Below are 19669 nucleotides of genomic sequence, written 5' to 3'. Positions count from 1 at the left end.
ATTGATATCTAGTTAGTTACCCGAATGCTCGCTTTACCTCTTTAGTGGGTTTAGTCGAGATTCTAGCTAAACTGCGAACCAACTAGGTATTCGCTTTAGTCGAATCAATCTTATGTCAGAATTAACTAAAATCCCATCAATTTTGATGACTAACTCACTAGATGTGACCTTGGTGTTTAAAACGCTAGGGGCTGTTAGTCTTTCGTGGTTGAATTTTGTTCGCGAAAAAATCGTTTTAGGCGCGGCAAGGCGTGTGTAGCCTAGCATTTTAAGTGAATACGCCTTAACAAAGCATAAAACGATTTTAGCCGAACCCTTCGGGCAGCGTTTGTGGCTTATTTCTACTGCGTTATCAGCTTCTCATGTAGGCTCGCTACACATTAAAGCTTCTGCCTTGTATAAACCACAAACTGCTGCAAAAAACAGCTCGAAAGATAAACAGCCCCTAGAGCTTATTCAATAATTGTTGCCTTATGCTTTCCATCGGAAAACTTGATATTGACTTGGTCGCCAACACTTAACTCTGCAGCTGATTTAACTATTTTCTGTTGCTGAGTCACCAAGCAAAAACCTCGTTCCATTACACGCAGTGGGCTCAAATTATCCATTTGTCGGCAAACATTTACTAAGGCATCTTGCTGGTGTTGAAGGTGCTTATTACTGGCTAGGTTTAGCCGCTGCTTAAGTTGAACTAACAGTTGCTGATGACGGCTTAGCTTTTGCTCTAAAAGTAAGTGTTTTAAACGTGAGCGCGCTTCTAGGTGGCGCTGCTTGCTGCGGTTTAAGCTTTGTTGATGAGCAAAGCTTAAACGGTGGCTAAGCTCGTCAAAGCGTTGCTGTTGCTGTTCTAATAAATGGATAGGGGATTGGGTTTCTACTTGGTGATGGAGCTGCTTGAGGCGGATCTGTAGCCGACTAAGCAAATGTAAATAGCTTTGCTCTAATTGTTGTCTTTGTTTGGTTAAGCTTAACGAAAGGTGGCTGGCTTGCTGGCTAACAATTTCTGCTGCAGCTGATGGGGTTGCGGCGCGAATATCGGCAACTAAATCACAAATGCTGTCGTCTACTTCGTGGCCTACCGCAGATATAATCGGAATGTTTGAATTAAATATGCAGCGAGCGAGGGCTTCGTCATTAAAGGCGGATAAATCTTCTTTAGATCCTCCACCTCGGCCAACGATGAGCAGATCGACTTCTTCACGCTGATTAGCGATCTCAATCATATTGCTAAGTTGGCTTGCAGCTGCATCTCCCTGAACCGCAGCAGGATAAACGATCACTTTAATAGCGGGGGCGCGGCGTTGAAGCACTGATAAAATATCTTGTAAAGCAGCCCCAGAGGCGGAGCTTACCACGCCAATGGTACTGGGGTATTCGGGCAGGGATTGCTTGTCAGCTTGGCCAAATAAGCCTTCGCTGGCCAACTTCATTTTTAGTTGCTCAAACGCTTGCTGCTGGGCACCATCTCCAGCTGGGTGAATGGCTTCTGCAATAAGCTGATAATCACCGCGTGGTTCATACATGGTGATTTTGGCTTTCACTAATACTTGCATGCCATTTTCTGGTGTGAATAGAGCCTTGCGATTTGCACCCTTAAACATGGCACAGCGTACCTGGGCACCATCGTCCTTTAAACTAAAGTACCAGTGCCCCGAAAATGGCGTAGCAAAATTAGATATTTCACCTGCTAACCAAACTGTGCCTAGAGAGTTCTCTAGCAATCGCCTAACTTGCTGGTTTAATTGACTTACGCTGAGGATATTTTGGGCGATTTGATTGCTTTGCATTAGCCAACTCGAAGCTAAATTGAAAATAATGTAAGAAAATAACATTTTTCAATTTACCTTGGCCAGCTTTATACCTATAATCCGACCGCAATATTTTATCCCTTTATTAACTGATTTAGGCGAATGTTGCTATGTTGAGAATTACTAAAGAAGCCTTAACCTTCGATGATGTACTACTACTTCCTGCTCACTCAGAAGTACTTCCTAATACTGCCAATTTGGCGACTCGTCTAACCAAAGATATCCCGCTTAGTATTCCCATGGTGTCTGCTGCCATGGATACGGTAACCGAAGCTAATTTTGCCATTGCACTAGCGCAAGAGGGCGGTGTTGGTTTTATTCACAAAAACATGAGCATTGAGCAGCAAGCTGCCGAAGTGCGTAAAGTGAAGAAGTTCGAAGCAGGTATCGTTTTAGAGCCAATTACTGTAACGCCTGAGTTAACCTTGGGCCAAATTGCTGAATTGCGTCAAATCCACGGTTTTGCTGGCTTCCCTGTTGTGACTGAAGCGAATGACCTAGTGGGTATCGTAACTGGCCGTGATTTACGTTTTGAAACTGATTTTTCTAAAACTGTTTCTCAAGTAATGACACCTAAAGAGCGTTTGGTGACAACTACCGATACATCGCGTGACGTCGTTGAAAAACTGATGCACGAACACCGTATTGAGAAGATGCTAGTGGTAGATGACGCATTCAAACTGACCGGTTTGATTACCGTAAAAGATTTCAAAAAAGCTGAGCGTAAACCTAATGCTTGTAAAGATAGCTTTGGTCGTTTGCGTGTTGGCGCTGCAGTAGGTGCTGGTGCGGGTAACGAAGAGCGTATTGATGCCTTGGTTGAAGCTGGCGTAGATGTGTTGTTGATTGACTCGTCTCACGGTCATTCGCAAGGCGTTCTTGATCGCATTAAAGCTACTCACGAAAAATACCCTGACTTACCCATTGTTGGTGGTAATGTGGCAACGGGCGCAGGCGCTTTAGCCCTAGCCGATGCAGGTGTAAGTGCGGTTAAAGTAGGTATTGGTCCAGGTTCAATTTGTACTACGCGTATTGTAACGGGTGTGGGTGTACCGCAAATTACCGCAGTTGCTGATGCTGTTGAAGCGCTGAAAGGTCGTGATATTCCGGTTATTGCAGACGGCGGTATTCGCTTCTCAGGCGATATTGCAAAAGCCTTAGTTGCCGGCGCTTCTTGTGTGATGGTTGGTAGCATGTTTGCTGGTACCGAAGAAGCACCAGGTGAAATTGAACTTTACCAAGGCCGTTCGTTTAAGTCTTACCGTGGTATGGGCTCGCTTGGCGCAATGTCTCAAGGTTCGTCAGATCGTTACTTCCAAACAGACAATGCTGCCGACAAATTAGTTCCTGAAGGTATTGAAGGTCGCGTAGCTTACAAAGGCCCGGTAAAAGCGATTATTCACCAGCAAATGGGCGGTTTACGTTCGTGCATGGGCTTAACCGGTTGCGCTACAATTAACGAGTTAAATACCAAAGCAGAATTTGTGCGGGTAACTAGCGCAGGTATGGGTGAAAGTCACGTACATGACGTAACCATTACCAAAGAAGCCCCTAACTATCGTATGGGTTAAGCCTAATAAGTTTGTTTTTCTTCTCTAAGCGCCGAAAGGCGCTTAGTTCTATCAGCCTATTTTAAGTAAGTGATTATGAGCAGAGATATCCACGAACATCGTATTCTAATTTTAGATTTTGGATCGCAATATACCCAACTTATCGCGCGTCGAATCCGCGAAATCGGTGTGTATTGTGAATTGTGGGGCTGGGATGTAGAAGAAGCCGATATCCGCGAGTTTGCGCCGAACGGTATTATTTTGGCCGGTGGCCCAGAAAGTGTTACGGAAAATGATTCTCCGCGGGCTCCTGAGTACGTATTTAATGCTGGCGTTCCTGTTCTAGGTATTTGTTATGGCATGCAAACCATGTCTGAGCAACTAGGCGGGGCGGTTATTCAAGGCGAGGGCGAGCGTGAGTTTGGTTACGCTCAAGTTGAAGTGGTCGCGCAATCTCCATTGTTTAAAGCAATTGAAGACGCAGTAGCACCAAATGGCAATGCCTTATTAGATGTTTGGATGAGTCATGGCGATAAAGTGTCGGCCATTCCTGAAGGTTTCACCACCGTTGCGCAAACGCCAAGTTGTGAGTTTGCTGCCATGATGAATCAAGATAAGCATTTTTACGGTGTGCAGTTTCACCCTGAGGTGACCCATACTCGTCAAGGCTTGCGCATGCTAGAGCACTTTGTAAAAGATATTTGTGCTTGTGAAGCTTTATGGACCTCTGAATCAATCATCGAGAACGCCATTGCTCAAATTAAAGAACAAGTGGGTGATGACGAAGTTATTCTTGGTCTTAGTGGCGGCGTTGACTCCTCGGTTGTGGCAATGTTGGTTCAACGCGCAATTGGTGACAAACTTACCTGTGTATTTGTAGATAACGGTTTGCTGCGTTTGAATGAAGGCCAGCAAGTGATGGATATGTTTGGTAACCACTTTGGTTTAAACATCGTTCACGTAAATGCTGAAAATCGCTTTCTAGATGCAATGGCTGGCGAAAGTGACCCAGAGAAAAAGCGTAAGATTATTGGCCATGTGTTCATTGATGTGTTCGATGAAGAGGCTAAAAAGCTTAAAAATGCAAAATGGCTTGCGCAGGGCACGATTTACCCTGACGTTATCGAATCGGCGGCATCTAAAACCGGCAAAGCACATGTGATTAAATCTCACCATAACGTAGGTGGCTTGCCTGATGATATGGAAATGGGCTTAGTAGAGCCGCTTAAAGAGCTGTTTAAAGATGAAGTGCGTAAAATTGGCTTAGAGCTAGGCCTACCTTACGATATGTTATACCGCCATCCATTCCCTGGGCCTGGTTTAGGTGTACGTGTGTTGGGCGAAGTGAAGAAAGAGTACTGTGATTTACTACGCCGTGCCGATGCTATCTTCATTGAAGAATTACATAAGGCAGATCTTTACCACAAAGTAAGCCAAGCTTTCACTGTATTCTTGCCGGTTCGCTCAGTAGGTGTAATGGGCGATGCGCGTAAGTATGACTGGGTTGTATCATTGCGCGCAGTTGAAACTATCGACTTTATGACCGCACATTGGGCGCACCTACCTTACGATTTCTTAGGTAATGTGAGCAACCGTATCATCAACGAGATTGATGGTATTTCTCGTGTTGTTTACGACATCTCAGGTAAACCACCAGCAACCATTGAGTGGGAATAAATTTCCCTTCGTTGAATAAAGCGCCGTAATGGCGCTTTTTTTTGCCTCACATTCACTCAAAAGCTTTCTCAGCGTCGCTCCTTGCTGTTTAAAGCTGAACAACTAATTCACGTTCTCTATTTTCAAGATCTGCTCTATGATGATGTTTTAATACCAATCACACTAAGTAAGTGAGCAGAAGTAACGCAGGGAAAAGACTCGAGAATAAGCCAGTGTTTTTGATAAGTAGTTATTCTACAATCAAAAATTCTAACGCAGTTATCGAGTATTTTTAACCAGTTAGAATGATTAGTTACTTAGTACGGTTGGTATAACAGGGAGAGTCATGGCGTGAACATTTTTGTATGGATGCTGGCTACTTGTCAGGCCTTATTAACCTCCGGAAATATTTTGCTCGTGGCTGTCACCGGCTTAATTGGCCAGCAGCTCGCTCCTTCCGCTGCTTGGGTTACCTTCCCTGTTGCTATGCAATTTTTAGGGCTAATGTTAGCCACTATTCCAGCCTCTCTTATTATGGGGATAACCGGGCGCAAGAAAGGTTTTGTACTTGGTAACTTGGTTGGAATTAGTGGCGCACTATTAGCTACTTATGCGCTATACCACCAGCAATTTATGCTGTTTAGTTGCGCAACCTTTTTATTAGGAATAGGCATTGGTTTTGGCATGTTGTATCGCTTTGCGGCGGTAGAGCTTTGCTCCGAAGGGCAACAACCCCGAGCCATTTCAGCCATTATGGCTGGCGGGGTGAACGCAGCGGTGATTGGGCCAAGCCTAGCGGTTTATAGTCAGGCTTGGTGGCCTAATCAGCCTTTCATTGGCGCATTTGTTGGTTTACTTGCTCTGTATATGGTCGCCTTAATACTGCTGCTGATGATTCGTTTCAATGATACTGAAGCAAGTAGCCAGTCAACAATCGATGCTCGACCCCTAAGGGAAATAGTTAGTTCGGCCAATTACATCGTTGCCGTGGTGGCTGGCGTTGTTAGTTACTTTGTAATGAATCTCTTAATGACCGCAACGCCTTTAGCGATGCATCACCATGGCTATCATTTTGCTCAATCTGCTTCAGTCATTGAATGGCATGTATTAGGCATGTTTGCACCTTCGTTTATTACCGGCAGGCTAATATTGAAAATGGGGCTTTTCCCAACCATGCTGCTTGGTTTGGCGCTAATGTTTACTTGTGTTGTTGTTAATTTAATGGGCACTAGCTTTATTCATTTTGCAGTTGCATTAACCTTGCTTGGTGTAGGGTGGAACTTTATGTTCATTGGCGCGACCCAAATGCTAACTCAATCTTATCGCTTAAATGAGAAGGCTAAAGCTCAAGCTGTTAATGAGTTTGTGGTGTTCTCCTTAGTAGCTATTTCAGCTCTGTCTGCTGGCTGGTTAGAGCAAAGTTTGGGGTGGCGAGTGGTAAATGTTAGTGCCTTACCCATACTGACGCTTGGTTTGATTTGCTTGTTGTTTTATCAGCGTCAACACATAAGGCAACTATCTGTATGAGGCTAATTAAAGCCTAAATTTTTGTGCGTAACATCAAAGATTATTTTTTTTAATGCTAAAATCATGCGGCCTTTATTGATTAAAGCCACTGATGTGTTTGCTGATAGGCCTATCTCTATGAATTTCAGGTAAAAAAAAGCCACTGCATAAGCAGTGGCTCAAAATTCTTTTTGACAGACAGGGTCAAAATAAGAAACAGGGAAGTCAGCAATAGGGCTGACAAATGCAAACACAACATAGCAATCAAAGTAATTACAAATCCGGTAACTACTCAAAGAGGCCTGACATAACACCTTGATTTTAGGTGCTGTGTCAGACCCCTTCGCCTGATTGCGGGTGCATAGTAATCTGCAACTGGTTCTACAACAACAGATAAATTATAATGACCATAGATTAGAAAAACTTATCCGTTAATAGGATGTAAAAATGGCGCGTCGTTTGCCTCCACTTAATGCCTTAAAAGCCTTTGAAGCGGCAGCAAGGCATCTTAGTTTTACCCGAGCAGCAGAAGAGCTTTTTGTGACTCAAGCCGCTGTTAGTCACCAAATTAAAGCCTTAGAAGAATTCTTAGGTTTAAAGCTTTTTAGAAGGAAAAACAGGGCCTTACTGCTAACCGAAGAAGGCCAAGGTTATTTTCTCGATATTAAAGATATTTTTATTTCGTTAACTGAGGCTACCGACCGTTTGTTGGCTCGTGGCGCCAAAGGAACGATAACGGTTAGTTTACAGCCCAGTTTTGCCATCCAATGGCTAGTACCACGTTTATCTCAATTTAGTGAGATGCATCCCGATATTGATGTTCGTATTAAAGCGGTTGATTTATATGAAGGTTCATTAACCGAAGATGTGGATGTTGCAATTTATTACGGAAGAGGTAATTGGTCTGGCCTACGAGCCGACAAATTGCACACAGAGTATTTGGTTCCGGTATGCGCCCCTAGTTTGTTAGTGGGCGATAAAGCGTTAACTAAGCCTGAGGATTTGCAATATCACACCCTATTGCATGATACCGCTCGCCACGATTGGAAAGCGTGGTTTAAATTGGTGGGGCTGCGACAAATGAACGTGAATCATGGGCCTATTTTTTCGCATTCTACCATGGTGCTACAAGCGGCGGTGTATGGGCAGGGGGTGGCACTCGGTCATAGCGTACTGGCTAAACCTGAAATTGAAGCGGGTCGTTTAGTGTGCCCCTTTGAACAAGTTTTGCTGAGTAAAAACGCCTATTACATGGTGTGTAAACCCAGCCAAGCGGAACAAGGTAAGTTGGTTGCTTTTCGTGAGTGGATGATTTCTTTGGTTGAGCAAGAGCAACAAGAGTTTGTGAATGAAGGTTTGATAGACGCGGAGTGAGTATGTTGAATCAAACTGCCTGGCCCTTAAGGCTAGTGTTGGCTGTTAGTGGCGCTGTTACCGTGATTATGGGCGCGGGCGCTGCGCATGGCTTCAGTCGCTTTTTAGGTGAGGCGCAACTATCGTGGATTGAAACCGGCGTGTTTTATCAAATCATTCATTTAGTGGCTGCCTTGGTGGTGATAGATAAACGCCAAACAACTGCTTTACTTTGGATTTTGGGTGGTTGGTTATTTGCTGGTAGCTTATACTGCTTAGCTTTTTTCGGCTCAAAGGTGTTTGGGCCAATAACCCCAATTGGTGGGTTTATTTTGATTATTGCTTGGCTGAGCCTAGCTTTGCCAACAAAGAGAAGTGTAAATGAGTAGTATAATTTTGTATTGTCGCACTGGCTTTGAGAGCGACTGCGCTGCAGAGATCCAATTTCATGCTGAGCAGCTAGGGTTCTTTGGATTCGCCAAAGCGAGCAGTGGCGCTGGTTTTGTGGAGTTTAGCTGTTATCAAGCAGAGCATTCGCAAGCCTTGTATCAAGCGATAGATTTTCGTCAATTAGTGTTTGCTAGGCATTGGTTTTTAGCGCTTGCGGAATTACAACTCGATGAGGCAAACCGCGTCGCATCTATACTTGCCATCGAGCAAAAGCTACCCAAGTGTGGCAGCCTGCGTTTAGAGTACCCCGATACTAATGACGGTAAAGCTTTATCTAGCTTTTGCAAAAAATTTACTCGTCCCCTAGAGAATGCATTGGTGAAGCATCAATGGTTGACTAAAAAAGCAAATCCTAAGCTGCCGGCCATGCAGCTATTTTTTGTAAGCGGAACTCACTGCTGGATAGGCTACTCGGATACCCGCAACGGTAATGCTCAGCATAATGGTATATTACGTCTTAAGTTTCCTGCAGAGGCTCCAAGTCGCTCAACCCTTAAACTGGATGAAGCGTTTATGGTGTTGTTAAATGACGAAGAGCGAGAGCAGTACATTCAAAATGGCCAGCATGCTGTTGATTTGGGAGCATGCCCGGGTGGTTGGACTTACCAACTAGTCAGGCGAAACATGTTTGTAGCTGCTATTGATAATGGCCCTATGGCGCAATCGCTAATGGATACTGGCCAAGTGCAGCACTTTCGAGAAGATGGTTTTAAATATCAGCCAGAGCGTAGCAACGTAAGCTGGTTAGTTTGTGATATGGTAGAGCGTCCAGCTAAGGTAAGTCGTTTAATGTTGAAGTGGTTGGCAAATGGCTGGTGCCAATATGCAATGTTTAATTTGAAGTTGCCAATGAAGCAACGCTTTGCTGAGGTGAATCAGGATCTTAATTTGCTTAAAGAGGGCTTGAGTGAGTTAGGGTTTGAGCATGAAGTAAGGGCCAAGCACTTATACCATGACCGAGAAGAAATTACCGTTTTTGCGCGTGTTTATTAGGGCAGCAAGACCGAGCATTAAAAAAGGCAGCTAGGCTGCCTTTTTTGTTATTTATGCTGATATAAGCTTTATAGGCGATCTAGAATCGCTTGAGTAAACTCTTTCGTGCCGGCTGTGCCACCTAAATCGCGAGTGGTTCTGTCACCGCTGGCAATAACGTCTTTCACTGCGTTTAGAATATTGGCCGCTTTGTCTTCCATACCTAAATATTCAAGCATTTGAATACTGGCTAGAATAACTGACGTTGGGTTTGCAATATCTTGGCCTGCGATATCTGGTGCGCTGCCGTGCACGGCTTCAAAAATTGCTGCTCGTTCACCAATATTAGCACCTGGTGCCATACCAAGGCCGCCCACTAAACCAGCACACAAGTCTGACAAAATATCACCAAACAAATTAGTGGTAACCATTACGTCGAAACGCTCTGGGTACATCACTAAGTTCATACATGCTGCGTCAACAATCATTTCTTCAGATTCGATATCTGGGTATTGTTTTGCAATTTCACGCGCCACTTCTAAGAACAGGCCTGAAGTTGATTTCATGATGTTTGCTTTGTGAACTGCTGTTACTTTTTTTCGGCCTTCGCGGCGGGCAAGCTCGTAGGCAAACTTTACAATACGCTCTGCGCCGTCTCGAGTGATTACACTCATCGCTTCTGCGCTCGAGCCATCTTCGCTGCGCTTTTGGCCAATACCTGAATACATGCCTTCGGTATTTTCACGAACGGTAATAATATCTACGCCTTCATAACGTGCTTTAGTGCCAACAAAAGAGCGCACTGGGCGTAAATTGGCATAAAGGTCAAAATGTTTACGCATAGACACGTTGATTGATGTAAAGCCAGTGCCAACCGGTGTGGTTAGCGGGCCTTTAAGGGCGATGCCATTTTGCTCGATAAGTTGCAGTGATTTTTCAGGCAACAGGCTACCATCGCTTTCTAGGGCTGCTAGACCTGCGTTGGCAAAATCATATTCGAAACCACAACCCGCTTTATCCATAATCGCGATTGCACTTTCGATAATACTAGGGCCAATACCATCTCCAGGTATGACGGTGATTCGTCTTGTTGACATATCTCTTCCTAATTCGTAGGCATTTTTATTATTTAAGAGGGAGGAGGTAACACTCCGTGTTAATGCCCGAAGTTCGAGGAGTTCGGGCAACACAGAGTTTACAATTTTTTAACGCAATACTCAAAAGGAAATAGCTAATACTAAGGTATTAGCTTGATTACAATACAAAAATCTATTTGCGCTATTGAGCCTAGTTAAAACTTGAATACTTCTACTGATTTATTCAAACGCGTGGCAATATTGCTTAATTCTTCAACCATTTTTCTATTGTTTTCTGAGCTATCAAAGGTGGTTTTCGCTAAGTCATTTATGCCTACTATGCTGCTGTTTATTTCTGCTGCTACTAGGGTTTGTTGTTCTGCGGCGGTGGCTATTTGAGCGTTCATATCTTGGATTACCGAGATTGAGGTGCTGATAGCATTAAGCGCTTGAGTTGCCAGCTCAGATTTTTCTGAAGTGTGTTGGGCATCTTTTGCATTCGTCTCCATTAAGGAAACGGAGTTCTTGGCTTCAGTTTGCAGATTAGTGATCATTTCCTGAATTTCATTGGTGCTGTCTTGAGTTCTATTGGCTAAGTTTCTTACTTCATCGGCCACTACCGCAAACCCACGGCCTTGTTCTCCTGCTCGAGCAGCTTCGATCGCTGCATTAAGCGCCAGCAAGTTGGTTTGTTCAGCAATGCCTCTAATCACTTCTAAAATCCGACCAATGCCTTCAGTTTCCATTTCAAGTTTACCAATCACTTGCTGTACTTCTTTAATGCCTGAAACTAATAAGCTTATGTTACTGTTCATTTCATTGACTATGCTGATACCTTGGCTTGACTGCTCATTTGCTTCTGTCGCCGCGCTAGAGGCTTGCAGAGCATTGCGAGCTACTTCGTCAACGGTGACAGTCATTTGGTTCATTGCAGTAGAGGTTTGCTCTAGTTGCATCATTTGTGATTCTGAGCTGGTATTTACAGACGTCGCTGATTCATGAATGCGTGAAGATGATTGATTGAGCTGTTCGGTTGCAGTGTTTATTCCGGTAACAATGCTGGTTAGGCTATTCACCATTGATAATACCGCTTGGTAAATGCCTGTTTCCTGGCCAGATTGCTGGGAAGAGTATCGCAGGTCTCCTTTTGCAATATTTTGTACTATGGTTTCGATGGTGGCGGGCTCACCACCAATAGGGCCATACATAAGCTTCATTACCACCCAATAACACACGGCTAATGCGAGCAGCAGCAGGAATATTGCAATCGAGATAGTGAGTACAAGGTTCTCATTGGATGCGCGATTAATGTTTTCCCATTTATCCCACGCCCATACCGTCCAATTTAGGTTGGCAACTTTTGCTGACACTACAGAGTACTCATTTCCGTCAAATTCGTAGTCATGCTGGCTGGAGGCTTGAACGTTGTATTGACGATAGGATGGACGTAGTTCAAATAGGTTTTTGCCGATGTAGTCGGTGTACTTCGAAGCAATAACAAAGCCGTCTTCTCTGCTCACAAACAATTGGTTATTTTCCGATAGGCCGTCAATGAAGCTAGTGATCTGATTAAGCGCGAGATTTACCGACAATATGGCTACCGGCTTACCATTTCGAATAACAGGCACTGCCACCGCCATCACTACATCACCGGTACTACTTGTATATGGAGTGGTCACGATCTTAGGCTCATTGGCCATGCCTCTTCGATACCATTCCCTATTTAGTTGCTTTGCATTGAAGTTAGGAATGATACCGTCATTACTTGCTGCGTAAGTGTCGCCATTTTCCAATCCTACATAAGCATTAAGTACTTCTAAGGCGTCTTGTATTTTGTGCAGGCTAGCGACTAGCGGCTTTTCATCAATTTTTCCGCTAGCACTTAAAGGGAGTTCAGAAGCTTTGAGTCTAAGCGTATCGAAGTAACGATTCATTTTTTGTTCAATGGCTTTAGAAATTAAAAACGCCTGGTTGTTTAGTTGGCTGCTGTAATTAACTTCTGATGCAGACTTAAAATTTAAAAAACCGATGACAGAAATGAAAATGATGATGGCTGAAATGAGTAAACCCATTAGTAAAAGGATTTTGGCCTTAGCGCTCATAGAGTTAGTCCCTTAATTTTTGCAAGAGAATTAGCAGTAGTAAATAAAAACTGTTATTACACTATAGCCCACAAAAACGGGTGTTAAGCAACTGGATAGTTTTTAAGGAGTTAAATTAAAAACGCCGCTAAAAGGACTGCCACTTAATGAGCCTAGGGCGTTAATTGCTGGGCGCCTGTTGATAGCGCAGTTGTTTAAGAGAAAAGCCAAGTTGTAAATCGGTTCGCAGGCTTAATAGCTGCTTAGCTAGTTTGAGCTGTTCGGCATTGGTTTGTACTTTCTGGGCGAGTTTGTCGGGGGTAGGGGCATCTAATATAGCTTGTGCATTGGAATAGTTGTTTAACAGGGTTTTAGCGCTTTTAGCTCCTATTCCGGCAACGCCGGCAACATTAACGCTGCTAATACCAACAAGTGCCCAGTAGTCGGTAAGTTGGGAGATGGTAATGCCAAATTTGTTTTCTACTTCATCTATGGATATATATTCTCGGCGAAAATAATCGTACAGATTAACCCCGTTGTTAAGTAGGCTGTAATAGCCTCTGTCGGTAGACACTATGGTTACAGGGTAATTAGCCGTTGCTGCTTTGCTGGCAATAGTCGCACAGATATCGTCGGCTTCTTGATTTGGTGCTGACACGGAATCAATACCGAGATCTAACAAATGGTCTTTTAAGCTCTCTAACTGTTTGGCAAGCTGCTCCGGCATGGGCGAGCGGTTTTGTTTGTAATCGGGAAAAAGTTGTTCGCGCCAAGCGCAGCGTTCTCCATCGAATACCGCAATAATGTGTGAAGGTTTCAGGTTAGTAATAATGCGCTTACAAGCGCTGCCTAAGGCCATAGTAGTGGCATTATCTAAAGCCCCATTAGGCGTTCTTTGCTGCTGCACAGCAAAGATACGTCTAATGAGGTTTAATGCGTCGATGATGACAAGTTGCTTAGCCAATTTCGTACTTGCCTATGGCAAAAGTCATTTAGCTTTTCCAACCCTGTAGCAGGGTTCGTAATTACTTCCTGGCAGCTTCATTCGGTGTTGAGAGACAAAATCATTCAAGAGTTTATCTAACATTTTCATTATTTTGGGGTCACCGTCAATAATAAAGGGCCCGTGTTTTTCAATTTGTTTAATGCCTTCGTCTTTGACATTGCCACTTACAATGGCTGAAAATGCTCGGCGTAAGTTAGCTGCTAGATCTTGCGGAGCTTGTTCATAATGCAAATTGAGCTTTTCAACATTTTCGTGCAAGGGGTCAAAAGGGAGTTGAAAGTCATTATCAATTTTCAAGCTCCAGTTAAATGAGTATGCATCACCAATGGCTCGGCGGTAGTCTTTCACTTTTGGCATCATTTGTTTGATAACTTGCGCTGCACGAGCTGCATCGTCAATTATGATTTGATAGCGTTGCTGCGCTTCATGTCCCAAAGTTGCGCCAATAAACTCATCGATGCTTTTAAAGTACTCTTCGCTGGATTTAGGGCCGGTAAGTACAATAGGCAAAGGTTGGCGGGCATTTTCTGGGTGCATCATAATGCCAAGAATGTAGAGAAGCTCTTCTGCTGTGCCTGCGCCTCCAGGGAAAATGACGATAGCGTGACCCATTCGAACAAAGGCTTCTAAGCGCTTTTCTATATCAGGCAAGATAATGAGTTCGTTCACGATGGGGTTTGGCGGCTCTGCGGCAATAATACTGGGCTCGGTTAAACCGATATATCGGCCATCGTTAACTCGTTGTTTGGCATGGCCTACTGCCGCTCCTTTCATTGGCCCTTCCATTGCACCAGGACCACAGCCAGTGCAAATATTTAACTCACGAAGTCCTAGTTGGCTACCCACTTCTCGTGTGTATTGGTATTCAACGTCATTAATAGAATGGCCACCCCAGCAGACCACTAGATTTGGCTCGGTTCTAGGGTGAATAACACGAGCATTGCGTAGCATCGAAAAAACCAAGTTGGTAATGTGTGACGACTGATTGAGATCGAGGTGGGCTTGTTCTTTAATTTCATTCGAAACATAAAGAATGTCACGAAGTACACTAAATAAATGTTCTTGAATACCGCGAATAATTTCGCCATCAACAAAGGCATCTTCAGGGGCATTGGCTAATTCGAGTTTTACCCCGCGCTCACGACTTAATACATTTATCTCAAAATTTTTGTAACGCTCTAATATCTCACGGCTGCTGTCAGTTTTGCTGCCGGAATTGAGCACAGCTAAACTGCAGTTTCGGTACAGTAGGTAAATATCTTCTGAGGCACTTAAGGTGAGTTGATCTACTTCGAGTTTCGACAGTAAGTTCATACTGCCTACAGGATTAATATGGGTAATCATCGACACCTCATGGGTAATTTGCGGATCGCAACCTACAGTATAGCGTGAGGGAAGAGGGTGGCGTTGAGTTAATCCACTCAACGCCAAACTAACTAGCTGATTATGTTAACTTTGTCACGGCCGCTGCTTTTCGATTCATAGAGTGCTTGGTCGGCACGCTCAAAAGCATCTAGTGGTTTGTCGCTTTCTTTAAACAAGGTTGCTCCAATAGATACTGTGATCGACACTTGTTGGTCTTTAAACCTAAATGGCAACGCTTTTATTTGCTCTCTAATGTTGTCTAGTGGAACCAATACCGCATCAGGAGAAATATTTGGCATTAATAACACAAACTCTTCGCCACCAAAACGTGCTAGAAAGTCGGTATCTCGCAGGTTGTTTTGCAAGGCTCGGGCTATCACTTTGAGTGCTTTATCGCCGGCCATGTGGCCAAATTTATCGTTAATTGACTTGAAGTGGTCTATATCGATAACGGCCATGCCTAGATTATAGCCGTAGCGCTTCCAGCGTTTGTATTCAAGCTCTAATCGTTCATCTAATGCGGCGCGGTTATATACTTGAGTGAGGCTATCAATAAACAATTTGTGTTTGTGAGCATTAAGGCGCTTTTTGTACTCGTGAGTTTCTTCACGAACTAGACGAAGCTTTAGCTCTACGTTGCCTAGTTCATCTAAAAGTTCGCTAGTACGTTGTTCAAGTTGCTCTTTCTCTTTAAACACATCGGCAATTTGAATTAAGCGATTCTGAATTGAGCTTTTTAAGGTATCTAAATCGTTGCTTGAACGAACTTCGGCACCTAACTCTAACAAACGATTTTTAAGTAGACCGTCACTCTGTTTTTGGTCTTTATGGATAGATTTAGACTGACTCAAAGAGTCATTAAATTGATCGTGAACGCCGCCCAGGCTTTCATTGAGTGAATATAAAAATTCTTGCGAGGCTTTACGTTCTTCGCGGCTACCTTCTATAACTAATTGGATAACTTTGATACATAAATTTGGTAGCTCTTCAGGTTCGATGCCTACTAATAGGTCTGAGCGAACTTGGCCAAGTTTGGTTCCTACATCACCGGTGTAATCTAATTCGGTAATTAGCCGCTGAAGGTCATCGCAAATTCGCTTGTGAAGGCGATTATTGAGAATACTTTCTTTAGGTTTGAGAGCAGGTGTTGAGTCATTTGATAAGGGAGCACCACCAAGAGCAGGCTTATTGATTAGAGCTTGATAATAGTAATTGAGAAGTTGTTCAAGTCGCTGCTGATTGTCGTTATGTGAATAAGCTGGTTCTTGTTCTAAAAAATCGGTTAGTTTGCGACGTAATTGCGGTGGTAAACCGTTGATACGTTTAAGCGACTCCCCCGATGTTTTAATTATTCGTTGATTGTGCGCCAGCAGTGTTTTTAGGGTTTCGCTATGTTGCTTGAATAGCCCATCTAATTCGTTTTGGTATTGAGAAATAGCCGACAGGTCTTCATTACTTTCAACTTCTTGAATAAGTTGCCCAAGTTTCTGATCGAGCTGTTCGTCTAGGCCATAACAAATTTTTGATAGGCGAGAAATTAGCTGGCTTATTGCTTTTTTTTCCATTCTAACCTTTGCATCTTGGTTTGAAGAATTTTTGTTGGAACTCTCTATTTCGTTTCTCACCAACGCAAGTCGCTTCTTAATAGTGATGATATCGCTCATCGTTTAAACCAATACTTCCTAGCGTGCCTAACATAATAAAAGTTAGCATAACATGAGATCTTTGATAACTACAGCAGCCGACGTAGCATTGTGTTTAGCCTGCTGTTTGCATAAGTTTACCAATTTATTAAGCTCTTATCGTAGGAAGCGTTTACTTTCACCAAGCCTTTGGCAATGGCTTGTTTCACATCTTGGGTTACGTCACTACAGAAAAATGCAGCATGTGAGCCACTCATTGCTGTAAGTTCCACCCATTGGTTGTTATTTGTGTGTTTGCAAAGCTGCTGCGCACCTTCAAGTGCTAACCACACAACTTCAGTCATACCTATATCGTCAATCGCATCTTTAGCTTTAGCTAAAAATGGCAAGCTGCAACATCCGATAGCTAAAACTAATTCCATTTTTTGCTGTTCTGCACATATTTTGGCTCGACCACTAAGCTGTTGGCCTAACTGTTGTGGACTTAAGTTCGCTTGTTCTATGCATAACACCATTTGTTTGTCGCTAATATGACCTAAGTGGAAGTTACCTTCTATGTCTTCAATCAATTCTTCAATAAAGCGTTTAATTAGGTTTCGTTGAGCTTTAAAGCCAAGAGTTTGTTGGTTTGCTAGGTTAATGCTTTCTATAGAAAGCATTAATAGAATACGAGTTTGTTGTTTGTCCGTTAGCCTTTCACGTAAGCATACTAAAGGTGCTTCGCTGTTCGCTAATTGCTGCAGGCCGGTTACTGGATGATGGTTTAGTTGATAACTTAAGTCGTTTAAGGAAGCGTTTCTGCTTAGTAGTTTTTGGCGGGTCACCAAGAATAAAAACAGCAGCATAATGCCAAACACACAAACTAATACCAGTACGAGTTGCTGAAAGTTACTTTGCTGCAAGATAATGGCTTTTTCACGAGTAAGATCAGATAGTTGCTGCGCTTGTTCTATGTATTGGTAGTGTTGCTTAAACTGCTCGCGTTTAAGCTCGTTACGAATTTGTTGATATTGCTGGTTTAGACTGTGGTATATCTTGAACTGCTCTAGTGCTAACGCGTAGTTACCATTTTTTTCATAGGCTTGGGTTAGTAACTTATACACTTTACTATGGCTGCTACTTAGCCCCATGGTGTTAGCTAATTGTTCGGCTTTTTCTAACTGTAAGATGGCTAAGCCGTTTTCATTATTATTAATGTGTAGCTCCCCTAACAGCAGTAAACTACGTAATAATTTATTGGGCTCATTTAAGCTAATAAATAGCTGTCGCGATATTTGTAAATGAACTAATGCTGGCGTGTAATCGGCTAACTCCATATAAGTTTTACCTAATTGCTGTTCAATGTCAGCCAATAGGGGCACGTTGTTACTGGCTTTGGCTATTTCTTTTGCATTAAGGTAGTGCACTAGCGCTGCATCGATGTCGCCGCCTAATTCAGACATATTACCCAGCGTAGCAATTTGTTGTGCTTGTAAATCAAAGTTTCCTAACTCAACTGCATTGGCTATGGCGTCTTGTTGAATTTGTTGGGCGATTGCTAATTCACCTTGTCCCAAGTACACACGAGCGATATTGGCGTGCAGTTTGCTCGTTAGCAGCAGTGCTTCGTTGGTATTAATATCTTGTTGGTCTAACTCTGCTTCCCTTAAATGGCTAAGTGCAATTTCCGGTTGGTTATTGGTCAGGTAATAGTCGGCTAATAAGGCCTCTGACCAGGCCCGCAAAATAGGGGATTTACTGGCATAGGCTTCTTCTTTTGCCTTAAGCAAGTAGGTTTTTGCTTCGTTGCTCTTTCCTTGATTTAGGTGATGGAGCGCTAATACTTTTTGTAGCTGGAAGCGCATATTCGGTAGCGGAAATATTTTGAGTTTTTCCAAGTTGGCCTGAGCGAGTTTTATGTAAGTTTCAGTTTCGCTGGAGCGGTTTGGGTTATTGCTAAGAATTAGCGCTGCAATAATGTAAGCCTGAGTGAGGTGAGCTTGGTGCTGTTGTCGCTGGGCTAGCTCGATGGCATGGTCGATATACTGCAGCGCTTGCTCAGTATCATTAATCCGATAGGCGCATAAAGCACCAAGTTGATAACTGAGCAAGACAACGCTCTGCGACTCTGCGTTCTGAGAAACCTGTTGTTGATTGTTTAGCTGTTGTTCGACTTGTTGTATGCATTCTCTTGGATTGGCAATTAGCAATTGTCGCAGCGGCTCTAGGGTTTTGGGAACATGAACAAAACCATGTTCGTAAGCCGAAGCACCAAAGCTCATTAGGCACGTAATTAAGGTTAGTACACCTGTTATATAAGCTTGAACTCTCAACAATTAAATTACCTTCTATTGACGTAATAAACGCCAGTTGCCTAATTTGGCGGAAACGTTTGGATCATTTGAGCGCATAGGGTTGATGTCTAGCCCTCCGCGGCGGGTATAGCGCGCATAAACAGTTAAGGTCTTCGGTTTACAAAACTGCATAATGTCGCAAAAGATCCGTTCTACACACTGTTCGTGAAACTCGTTGTGTTGCCGAAAAGACACTAAATAACGAAGGAGTGCTTCTTGATTGATTTTTGGACCGTGGTAATCGATATATACACTGGCCCAATCGGGTTGATTTGTGATCAGGCAGTTTGACTTTAGAAGGTGGCTATTTAGCGTTTCACTGACAATGTGCTGGAGATCTGCGGTGTTTCTCAACAGACTTGGGTCTAGTTCATAATTGTTGATGCTGATATTTTGTTGGTCAATGTTTATACCAGGTATTGGCCTTACGTCTATTTTGCTAGAAATCGGTAGTACTCTTACTTCTACATCGCCTTCAGCGCAGTGTTGCAAGTCATTTTTAAGCGTACTTTCTATCGTTTCAACATCGTCAAATTTACTTTGATTAAAGCTATTTAAATACAATTTGAATGATTTTGACTCGATTAAACAACGCGAGCTTGCTGCTACTTTTACTTCGGCAACGGCTACAACTGGCAAACCAAAAGGGTTTAACCAAGACAATTCGTACAAGTTCCACAAATCATAGCCATTAAAGGGCAAGGTTTGGTTTTCATCCAAGTTAATCTGCTGGCGATTTAACGTTCTGGGAACGCCTTGCAATAACTCTGGAGAGTAGTGGCTAATGTAATCGGTGGGTTTACCGAGGCTTAAACTGTCTTTTAACTGTTGTGAGGTGTGTAAAGGCTGCTTTTTCATGGTGTTGTTACA

General features: G+C 43.2%; 14 protein-coding genes. 6 read left to right on the top strand and 8 right to left on the bottom strand.

Annotated elements, in window-relative coordinates:
* Positions 1–452 precede the first annotated feature (452 nt).
* Positions 453–1832 (bottom strand): exodeoxyribonuclease VII large subunit, encoded by a 1380-nt coding sequence (gene xseA, locus K5L93_RS02935; protein ID WP_220718410.1) that lies wholly within the window; start codon positions 1830–1832, stop codon positions 453–455.
* A gap of 86 nt (positions 1833–1918) precedes the next feature.
* On the opposite strand from xseA, the gene guaB reads away from it, so the two are divergent.
* The 6 genes from guaB to rlmM all read left to right on the top strand — a co-directional run bounded on the left by guaB (position 1919) and on the right by rlmM (position 9316).
* The gene (guaB, locus tag K5L93_RS02930) at positions 1919–3379 is read left to right on the top strand and encodes an IMP dehydrogenase (protein ID WP_220718409.1); all 1461 of its coding nucleotides are present in this window, start codon (positions 1919–1921) and stop codon (positions 3377–3379) included.
* A 75-nt stretch (positions 3380–3454) separates the two neighbouring features.
* Positions 3455–5035 carry a glutamine-hydrolyzing GMP synthase gene (gene guaA, locus K5L93_RS02925; protein ID WP_152779295.1) on the top strand — a complete coding sequence of 527 codons (1581 nt, stop codon included), beginning with the start codon at positions 3455–3457 and terminating at the stop codon, positions 5033–5035.
* Between the two features lie 330 nt (positions 5036–5365).
* Positions 5366–6541: an MFS transporter gene (locus tag K5L93_RS02920; RefSeq protein ID WP_220718408.1), complete on the top strand. Its 1176-nt coding sequence runs from the start codon at positions 5366–5368 to the stop codon at positions 6539–6541.
* 426 nt (positions 6542–6967) lie between these two features.
* Positions 6968–7894 carry a transcriptional regulator GcvA gene (locus K5L93_RS02915; RefSeq protein WP_220718407.1) on the top strand — a complete coding sequence of 309 codons (927 nt, stop codon included), beginning with the start codon at positions 6968–6970 and terminating at the stop codon, positions 7892–7894.
* Positions 7895–7896: 2 nt separating this feature from the next.
* Positions 7897–8262 carry a DUF423 domain-containing protein gene (locus K5L93_RS02910; protein ID WP_220718406.1) on the top strand — a complete coding sequence of 122 codons (366 nt, stop codon included), beginning with the start codon at positions 7897–7899 and terminating at the stop codon, positions 8260–8262.
* Positions 8255–9316 (top strand): 23S rRNA (cytidine(2498)-2'-O)-methyltransferase RlmM, encoded by a 1062-nt coding sequence (gene rlmM / locus K5L93_RS02905; RefSeq protein WP_220718405.1) that lies wholly within the window; start codon positions 8255–8257, stop codon positions 9314–9316. Before K5L93_RS02910 ends, rlmM begins: the two co-directional genes overlap by 8 nt.
* Positions 9317–9384: 68 nt before the next feature.
* Here the strand turns inward: rlmM and K5L93_RS02900 are convergent, their stop codons facing one another.
* The 7 genes from K5L93_RS02900 to queF form a co-directional block, all read right to left on the bottom strand.
* Positions 9385–10392: an isocitrate dehydrogenase gene (locus K5L93_RS02900; RefSeq protein ID WP_220718404.1), complete on the bottom strand. Its 1008-nt coding sequence runs from the start codon at positions 10390–10392 to the stop codon at positions 9385–9387.
* A 194-nt stretch (positions 10393–10586) separates the two neighbouring features.
* Positions 10587–12473 carry a methyl-accepting chemotaxis protein gene (locus K5L93_RS02895; protein ID WP_220718403.1) on the bottom strand — a complete coding sequence of 629 codons (1887 nt, stop codon included), beginning with the start codon at positions 12471–12473 and terminating at the stop codon, positions 10587–10589.
* 160 nt (positions 12474–12633) lie between these two features.
* The gene (gene xni, locus K5L93_RS02890) at positions 12634–13416 is read right to left on the bottom strand and encodes a flap endonuclease Xni (RefSeq protein WP_220718402.1); all 783 of its coding nucleotides are present in this window, start codon (positions 13414–13416) and stop codon (positions 12634–12636) included.
* A gap of 24 nt (positions 13417–13440) precedes the next feature.
* The gene (gene ppnN, locus K5L93_RS02885; RefSeq protein ID WP_220721426.1) at positions 13441–14802 is read right to left on the bottom strand and encodes a nucleotide 5'-monophosphate nucleosidase PpnN; all 1362 of its coding nucleotides are present in this window, start codon (positions 14800–14802) and stop codon (positions 13441–13443) included.
* Positions 14803–14894: 92 nt separating this feature from the next.
* Positions 14895–16487: a GGDEF domain-containing protein gene (locus K5L93_RS02880; RefSeq protein ID WP_373869964.1), complete on the bottom strand. Its 1593-nt coding sequence runs from the start codon at positions 16485–16487 to the stop codon at positions 14895–14897.
* Positions 16488–16603: 116 nt separating this feature from the next.
* Complete coding sequence (locus K5L93_RS02875) at positions 16604–18727, bottom strand: hypothetical protein (protein ID WP_220718400.1); 2124 nt, start codon at positions 18725–18727, stop codon at positions 16604–16606.
* Positions 18728–18793: 66 nt separating this feature from the next.
* Positions 18794–19657: an NADPH-dependent 7-cyano-7-deazaguanine reductase QueF gene (gene queF, locus K5L93_RS02870; protein ID WP_220718399.1), complete on the bottom strand. Its 864-nt coding sequence runs from the start codon at positions 19655–19657 to the stop codon at positions 18794–18796.
* Positions 19658–19669 lie beyond the last annotated feature (12 nt).

The sequence above is a fragment of the Agarivorans litoreus genome (assembly GCF_019649015.1).
Classification (GTDB): Bacteria; Pseudomonadota; Gammaproteobacteria; order Enterobacterales; family Celerinatantimonadaceae; genus Agarivorans; species Agarivorans litoreus.
This window is presented reverse-complemented; position numbering and strand designations above follow the sequence as displayed.

Coding starts and splice junctions, on each gene's coding strand:
- xseA (WP_220718410.1), bottom strand. CDS start 1,832: ATGTTATTTTCTTACATTATTTTCAATTTAGCTTCGAGTTGGCTAATG.
- guaB (WP_220718409.1), top strand. CDS start 1,919: ATGTTGAGAATTACTAAAGAAGCCTTAACCTTCGATGATGTACTACTA.
- guaA (WP_152779295.1), top strand. CDS start 3,455: ATGAGCAGAGATATCCACGAACATCGTATTCTAATTTTAGATTTTGGA.
- K5L93_RS02915 (WP_220718407.1), top strand. CDS start 6,968: ATGGCGCGTCGTTTGCCTCCACTTAATGCCTTAAAAGCCTTTGAAGCG.
- K5L93_RS02910 (WP_220718406.1), top strand. CDS start 7,897: ATGTTGAATCAAACTGCCTGGCCCTTAAGGCTAGTGTTGGCTGTTAGT.
- rlmM (WP_220718405.1), top strand. CDS start 8,255: ATGAGTAGTATAATTTTGTATTGTCGCACTGGCTTTGAGAGCGACTGC.
- K5L93_RS02900 (WP_220718404.1), bottom strand. CDS start 10,392: ATGTCAACAAGACGAATCACCGTCATACCTGGAGATGGTATTGGCCCT.
- K5L93_RS02895 (WP_220718403.1), bottom strand. CDS start 12,473: ATGAGCGCTAAGGCCAAAATCCTTTTACTAATGGGTTTACTCATTTCA.
- ppnN (WP_220721426.1), bottom strand. CDS start 14,802: ATGATTACCCATATTAATCCTGTAGGCAGTATGAACTTACTGTCGAAA.
- K5L93_RS02880 (WP_373869964.1), bottom strand. CDS start 16,487: ATGAGCGATATCATCACTATTAAGAAGCGACTTGCGTTGGTGAGAAAC.
- K5L93_RS02875 (WP_220718400.1), bottom strand. CDS start 18,727: ATGAGCTTTGGTGCTTCGGCTTACGAACATGGTTTTGTTCATGTTCCC.
- queF (WP_220718399.1), bottom strand. CDS start 19,657: ATGAAAAAGCAGCCTTTACACACCTCACAACAGTTAAAAGACAGTTTA.